The sequence below is a fragment of the Streptomyces sp. OfavH-34-F genome (genome assembly GCF_022347745.1).
In the GTDB taxonomy this organism is placed as follows: Bacteria; Actinomycetota; Actinomycetes; order Streptomycetales; family Streptomycetaceae; genus Streptomyces.
The window spans coordinates 1-5,876 of sequence record NZ_JAKRGC010000365.1; the positions used below are offsets into that span (position 1 = coordinate 1).

Annotated in this window: 6 protein-coding genes and 1 pseudogene; 4 read left to right on the forward strand and 3 right to left on the reverse strand. The window is 74.2% G+C overall.

Features of this window, described 5'->3' with window-relative positions; all coding sequences use genetic code 11:
• Window positions 1–492: CdaR family transcriptional regulator (locus MHW47_RS30990; protein ID WP_239227194.1), on the forward strand; the 492-nt coding region annotated here is incomplete at its 5' end.
• 194 nt (window positions 493–686) lie between these two features.
• The gene (locus MHW47_RS30995; RefSeq protein WP_239227195.1) at window positions 687–1,472 is read left to right on the forward strand and encodes a hypothetical protein; all 786 of its coding nucleotides are present in this window, start codon (window positions 687–689) and stop codon (window positions 1,470–1,472) included.
• Window positions 1,473–1,518: 46 nt separating this feature from the next.
• Here MHW47_RS30995 and MHW47_RS31000 read toward each other — a convergent pair whose 3' ends face one another.
• On the reverse strand, window positions 1,519–2,283 hold the full coding sequence (locus tag MHW47_RS31000) for a GntR family transcriptional regulator (RefSeq protein WP_239227196.1): 765 nt from the start codon (window positions 2,281–2,283) through the stop codon (window positions 1,519–1,521).
• A 147-nt stretch (window positions 2,284–2,430) separates the two neighbouring features.
• Here MHW47_RS31000 and MHW47_RS31005 point away from each other — a divergent pair, with 147 nt between their 5' ends.
• The gene (locus tag MHW47_RS31005) at window positions 2,431–3,279 is read left to right on the forward strand and encodes a (2Fe-2S)-binding protein (RefSeq protein ID WP_239227197.1); all 849 of its coding nucleotides are present in this window, start codon (window positions 2,431–2,433) and stop codon (window positions 3,277–3,279) included.
• 192 nt (window positions 3,280–3,471) lie between these two features.
• Window positions 3,472–4,551: a DUF2637 domain-containing protein gene (locus MHW47_RS31010; RefSeq protein ID WP_239227198.1), complete on the forward strand. Its 1,080-nt coding sequence runs from the start codon at window positions 3,472–3,474 to the stop codon at window positions 4,549–4,551.
• Window positions 4,552–4,603: 52 nt separating this feature from the next.
• On the opposite strand, the gene MHW47_RS31015 is transcribed toward MHW47_RS31010, so the two are convergent.
• Both MHW47_RS31015 and MHW47_RS31020 read right to left on the reverse strand, forming a co-directional pair.
• On the reverse strand, window positions 4,604–4,969 hold the full coding sequence (locus MHW47_RS31015) for an ATP-binding protein (RefSeq protein WP_308381732.1): 366 nt from the start codon (window positions 4,967–4,969) through the stop codon (window positions 4,604–4,606).
• 156 nt (window positions 4,970–5,125) lie between these two features.
• A pseudogene (locus MHW47_RS31020) lies at window positions 5,126–5,876 on the reverse strand (serine/threonine protein kinase); the annotation flags it as partial.

Here is a 5,876-nt window from a genome sequence, read left to right on the forward strand (position 1 = left end):
CTGCACGCGGACGCGCTGCTCGCCGCCGTACGGACCCCGCTGGGCGCCGGCCTCGCCGACGACGGCCGGCTGACACTGGGTGTCAGCGCCTCGGTGCATTCCGCCGAAGGGCTGCGCGGCGCGCTGGAGGAGGCGCGGCACGCCCGGCGGGTGGCGGCGGCCCGGCCGGGACGGGTCTGCGCGGCCGGTCACGACGAGCTGGCCTCGCACGTCCTGCTGCTGCCGTTCGTCCCGGACGACGTGCGCAGGGCGTTCACAGCGCGGCTGCTGGACCCGCTGCGCGAGTACGACCGGCGCCACCGCGCGGAGCTGATCCCGACCCTGGAGGCGTTCCTGGACTGCGACGGTTCCTGGACCCGCTGCGCGGCCCGGCTGCACCTCCACGTCAACACGCTGCGCTACCGCGTCGGGCGAATCGAGCAGTTGACGGGGCGTGACCTGGCCCGCCTGGAGGACAAGCTCGACTTCTTCCTCGCCCTGCGTATGAGCTGAACCGCCGGGCCCCGCAAGGGGTTCCGCTTCCGCCACCGATTGTGAAAACTTTCACCTGACATTGTCCCGGCCTCTTGGCCCGGCGTGCCATTCCATGCTGTGATGCGGGCCATACCCACGGGTGTCCGGCTGTGCCCGGACGCTCACCACAGCTCGAAGGCGCGCTCGGGGAGGGCAATGTGGCGCATACCGCCATGTCTGGTTCCGGAACGACAAAAAATGACGATCCTCCGCTCCAGACCGCGGTATGGCGGCTGCGCTCACGCGGCTGCTGGACGGACGCCGCGGCGCTGCTCGAACACGACGCCGCCACCGACCCGGCCGCGGCGCTCCAGCGCACCGCGCTGCTGACCGAGCGGTGCCTGTACACCGGGCAGGGCTGGACGGAGGCCGAGGACGCGCTGCGCACCGCCGAGGCGATGGCCCACGACGACGAGGAGCGCGGCGCCGCCGCCTGCGAGCGCGGCCACTTCGCGTACGCCTCGACGCTGCTCGGGGTCCGGGACCGGGCCGACGAGGCGCGGGTCGCCCTGGGCCGGGCCGCCGCGCTGCTCTCCCCCACCGCCCAGGGCCGGCCGCTGCTCGACTTCCGGCGGGGCCTGATCGCGCAGAACATCGCGGACTCCCCGCAGGCCGCGCGGGCCGCCTACCGCCGGGCGCACGCGGGGGCCGCCGCGCAGAACGACGCGCTGCTGCTCTCCTCCACCTGGCGCCATCTCGCGCTGATCGCGCTGCGCGAGGGCGAGCTGGCGGAGGCCCGGCACGGGTTCGCGGAGTCCCTGCGGATCAGGGAGGAGCTGGGCTACCTGGTCGGTACGGCCCCGGCGCTGATCGCGCTGGCCGACGCCGAGAGCGAACCGGCCGAGGCGGGCCGGCTGCGGGCCGAGGCGAGCCGGCTGTTCCGGCTGCTCGGGGGCGTCCCGACCTGGCTGGGCCCGCACCTGGACCCGCCCCCGCCGGAGACGATCGAGGCCAACTGAGCCGGGGCGGATTCCGCGCGCGGCCGGGCGCCGGTCCGGTGGGCCGTCAGCCGTCCGCGCCCGCGAAGTGCTCGCGTACGAGCGTCTGGACGACCGTCACGTCCTGGGCGATCAGGGCGTCGAGCAGCGCGGTGTGCTCGGAGGCGTCGGCCAGCAGGTCGGCGCGCCGGGTGACCGGGTTGTCCACCAGCGGCCACTGGGAGCGGCGGTGCAGGTCGTCCGCGACCCGCACCAGGCTCTGGTTGCCGGCCAGCGCGAGCACCGCTCCGTGGAACGCCCGGTCCGCCTCCGCGTAGCTCGCCCGGTCGCCGACCGCCGCCGCGGCCACGGTGGCGTCCGCCAGCGGGCGCAGCGCGCACCAGCGGGCGGGCGGCACGGTACGGGCGAGCCGCAGCATCACGGGCACCTCGATCAATGCCCGGACCTCGGCCAGCTCGGCCAGCTCGCCCGGTCCGCGCTCGGCGACCCGGAAGCCCCGGTTCGGCACGACCTCCACGGCCCCCTCGACGGCGAGCTGCTGCATCGCCTCGCGCACCGGGGTGGCCGACACGCCGAAGCGGGCGCCCAGGGCGGGCGCCGAGTAGACCTGGCCGGGTACCAGCTCGCCGCCGACCAGGGCGGCGCGCAGGGCGTCCAGGATCTGGCCGCGCACGGAGTGCCTGCGGACCCGGTCGCGGGGGGAGGGTTCGGCCGGTTCGCCGTGGGTGTGCTCGCCCCGGGCCTGTTCCGGCACCCGGACGGACGAGAGGGGGACGGGCTGCGGCGCCCCGTGACGGGGGCGTGCCTCCTCGCGCGCTCTTCCCTGTTCCACGGGCACCTCCTCGGCCGGTCGCGGGCGCGGCTCGCGCGGCGGGCGCCCTGTGTGCACGATAGGCGCAGGAGCCTCCAGTTCACACATCGTTCCGGCAGGGTAAGGTAAGGCTTACCTGCTGACGATCGTGAATCGGTGGTCCCCCGCATGCCTCTGCCCTCCCTGCTCCCCGCGGTGACGGCCTCCCCCGTGGCCGACGCCTACGCGCGCCTGACCGAGGTGTTCCCCGGGCTGCGCGCCGAAGTCCTCGCGGACGGCGAGAGCGCCCCCGGCGGGCCCGGCTGGGTGGGCGCGCACGAGCTGGCGGCGGGCGGCGAGGCGCTGGACACCTTCCTCGCCTTCGACGACGCCCAGGTCCAGCGGGACTACGGGCAGCGGGCCCGGCCCGACGTGATCGCCAGCTTCGGCCTGCACCGCTACGCCTGGCCGGCCTGCCTGCTGGTGACGGTGCCCTGGTTCCTGCACCGCCGGGTGCCCCGGATTCCGGTCGAGGACGTCTCGTTCCAGCGGGCGCTCGGGCATCTGACGCTGCGGGTGCGGGAGTTCGCCTGCTTGCCCGGCGACCCGGCGGCCGCGCTGCCGGGGGCGCGGGTGGTGGCCGACGAGGCGGCCCTGCGCGCCGAGGTGCTGGAGGCGGTGGCGGACCACCTGGGCCCGGTGCTGGAGGGCTTCCGGCCGCGCATGCGGCGCGGGAAGCGGGCCCTGTGGGGCATGGCGACGGACGAGATCGTCGAGGGCCTCTGGTACATCGCGCACCTGCTGGGCGAGGAGCGGCGCGCCATGGCGGAGCTGGAGGCGCTGCTGCCGGGCACCACGAAGCCGTACGTCGGCACGGCGGGCTTCCGCGAGCTGACCGGCCCCGGCGGCGAGGTGCTGCCCACCCGCGACCGGGCGAGCTGCTGCCTCTTCTACACGCTGCGCCCCGAGGACACCTGCGTGACCTGTCCGCGGACGTGCGACGCGGACCGTGTACGCAAGTTGACGCCCGCTCCCTGATCCACACCGCCCGAACGGGCGACACGCATTCGAACATCACGCGCGCACCACTGAGGTGTGTTCGACCAGATCGCCGATATCGGCGGCCCCGGACACCCCATTGGCGTTCTCTTGCCCCGAAACGGTCTGGCCGTGCCGGAATCTCCGCCACGATGGCGCCCGAAACGCCCTACGTGACGCAAGGGACCGCGCATGAGACTGACCGACATATCGCTTGACTGGCTGCTTCCGGGCGCCGTGCTGCTCGTGGGGGTCATGGCGGCGGTGGCGGTGGTCGCGCGCGGCAAGCGCACCTCTGACACGGCCACGGCCGACGACAGCTGGGAGCGCAGCGAGGAGCGCCGCAGACGCAAGGAAACGCTGTACGCCACCGCCTCGTACGTGCTGCTGTTCTGCTGTGCCGCGGTGGCCGCCGCGCTCTCCTTCCACGGGCTCGTCGGCTTCGGCGAGCAGAATCTCGGCCTCTCCGGCGGCTGGGAGTACCTGGTGCCCTTCGGCCTGGACGGGGCGGCGATGTTCTGCTCGGTCCTCGCCGTGCGGGAGGCCAGCCACGGGGACGCGGCGCTGGGCTCGCGGCTGCTGGTGTGGACGTTCGCGGGTGCCGCCGCCTGGTTCAACTGGGTGCACGCGCCGCGCGGCATCGACCACGCGGGCGCCCCGCACTTCTTCGCGGGGATGTCCCTCTCGGCCGCCGTGCTGTTCGACCGGGCGCTCAAGCAGACCCGCCGGGCCGCCCTGCGCGAACAGGGCCTGGTACCCCGGCCGCTGCCGCAGATCCGGATCGTGCGCTGGCTGCGCGCGCCCCGGGAGACCTTCGGCGCCTGGTCGCTGATGCTCCTCGAAGGCGTGCGCACCCTGGACGAGGCAGTCGACGAGGTGCGCGAGGACCGGCGGGAGAAGGAGCAGAACCGTCTCCGCAGGAAGGACCAGGAGAAGCTGGACCGGGCGCACATCAAGGCGCTCAACCGGCAGAACCGGGCCTGGGGGCGGCTCGGCCGGGGCGGCCCCGTGGCGGACGTGACGGCGCTGCCCCCAGGGGCGGCTCCGGCTCCGGCCCTCGCGGAGCCTGCCGTGTCCGAGCCGGGTCAACTGCCGCTGCGGCCCCGGCCGTCCTTGCAGGCCGGGGGCCACGCGAACGCGGCGGGTTCCCCGGAATCGGGCGCGAGCGGGTCAGGCGCGATCGACCTCACGGCCGAGGACGACACCCAGGCCCTCCCCCGCCTCGACACCCTGGAGAAGAAACTGAAGGACCTGGAGCAGCAGTTCGGCTGAACCGGCCTGCCGGGTGTCGCGTACGAGCGGCCCTGATCTCCCGCGAGGGCGGTCAGGGCCGCTCGCCGTCCAGTTCGAACCACACCACCTTGCCCAGCGAACGGGGGCTGATCCCCCAGGAGTCGGCGAGGCTCTCCACCAGGACCAGCCCCCGGCCGTGCGTACCGTCGTCGGCGGGCGGTACGTGCGGCTCGGGCGGCATGCCGGGGACGAAGTCCCTCACCTCCACGCGCAGTCTGCGGGGGGCGACGCTCACCGCGACGACGGCGCCGTCGTCGGTGTGCACCAGTGCGTTGGTCACCAGCTCGCTGAGCAGCAGCTCGGCGACCCGGGCCGGTTCCTCCCGCCACCGGTGGCGCAGTAACTCCCGTACGGCTCCGCGCACTTCCCCCACGGCTGCCAGGTCGGCCCGGTCCACTCTGCGGAGCATCCGGGCCACTTCGGGACGCTCCATCGTTTCCCCCGCCTGCACGGTCATTCGCCCCCTGTCTCAAAGGTGCTCACGCCATGCATGCCCCGCCCACGCGCCGTCACGCTCGCGGGGCGGGGCGGACCGGGGTGAATCGTGCGGGGTTCAAGCCCGCTTGTAGTAGTACTTATAGCCGCTGACGTCGTGCTGGATGCCGCTGCCGTTGACGACGAAGAAGGACGCGTCGGTCTGGTTGTAGCAGTAGCCGGGGTTGGGGCCGATCAGCTTGAGGGCCCCCACGTTGAGGCGGGTGCTGGTGCCGGAGGTCACCTTTCCCTCGTAGGGGCAGTTGTTGTACGGGTAGTCCCCCAGGCGGACCACGCCGGTCTTGGAGATGGTGATGGTGCCGGGCCGGCCCGGGTTGTAGAGCTCGCCGTACTTCCAGGTGCCGACGAACACCGCCGGGACCGTGCTGCCGCTGTCCGAACCGCCGGTGGAGCCGCCGGAGGTGGTGGTCGATCCGCCGCCACCGGACGTGCTGGTGGAGCCGCCCGATGAGGAGCCGCCGGAGGTGGAGGAGCCGCCGCCCGAACCGCCGCCGGACGTGCTCGTGGAGCCGCCCGATGAGGACGAGGAGCCGCCGGAGGAGCCGCCCGAGCCGCCGCCACTCGTGGTGGACGAGCCGTCGGTGTCCCGGCCGTCCTTGCCCGGTTCCCCGTCCTTGCCGTCCCTCCCGTCCTTGCCCGCCCCGTCCTTCTTCTTCCCGCTCGGGGACGCCGAGGGGCTCGGGGAGCCGGTGGGCGAGGCGCTGCCGGCCGCCGACGGCCCGGACGCCGGGGTGGAGGCCGGCGCCGAGAAGGCCGGCGGGGCCGCGTGCGCCCCGTCGTCGTGGCCGAAGGGCTGGAGGACGGCCAGC

What these genes read in the sequence shown, in the direction of transcription:
- MHW47_RS30995 (WP_239227195.1), top strand. Translation starts at nt 687, where the DNA reads ATGTCTGGTTCCGGAACGACAAAAAATGACGATCCTCCGCTCCAGACC.
- MHW47_RS31005 (WP_239227197.1), top strand. Translation starts at nt 2,431, where the DNA reads ATGCCTCTGCCCTCCCTGCTCCCCGCGGTGACGGCCTCCCCCGTGGCC.
- MHW47_RS31010 (WP_239227198.1), top strand. Translation starts at nt 3,472, where the DNA reads ATGAGACTGACCGACATATCGCTTGACTGGCTGCTTCCGGGCGCCGTG.